1 protein-coding gene is annotated in these 338 nt (G+C 45.6%); it reads left to right on the top strand.

Annotation, left to right across the window (positions count from 1 at the left end; translation table 11 throughout):
• On the top strand, nt 1-338 hold a 338-nt coding region (locus tag J3998_RS13160), incomplete at both ends, for a hypothetical protein (protein WP_208151116.1).

Below are 338 nucleotides of genomic sequence, written 5' to 3'. Positions count from 1 at the left end.
ATTGTTGATGGCACGCTTGGTACAAACTTAAGTGCACTTGATAACCCAGTTAATGAAGTGACGACAACGGTTGACGAGTTAGTAAACGGTGTTCTAGCAGGAGACCTTGATCTAGGCGGTACAGTAAATAGCCTACTAGGTGGTGAAGCTGAAGAGGGTACTTCAGGTGATGTTGATAAAGTTGTTGCGGCAGTGACTGACATTGTTGATGGCACGCTTGGTACAGACTTAAGTGCACTTGATAACCCAGTAAATGAAGTGACGACAACGGTTGACGAGTTAGTAAACGGTGTTCTAGCAGGCGATCCAGATCTAGGCGGTACAGTAAACAGCCTACT

Origin of the sequence: Thiomicrorhabdus marina, from assembly GCF_017571465.1 — a bacterium.
Classification (GTDB): domain Bacteria; phylum Pseudomonadota; class Gammaproteobacteria; order Thiomicrospirales; family Thiomicrospiraceae; genus Thiomicrorhabdus; species Thiomicrorhabdus marina.
This window is presented reverse-complemented; position numbering and strand designations above follow the sequence as displayed.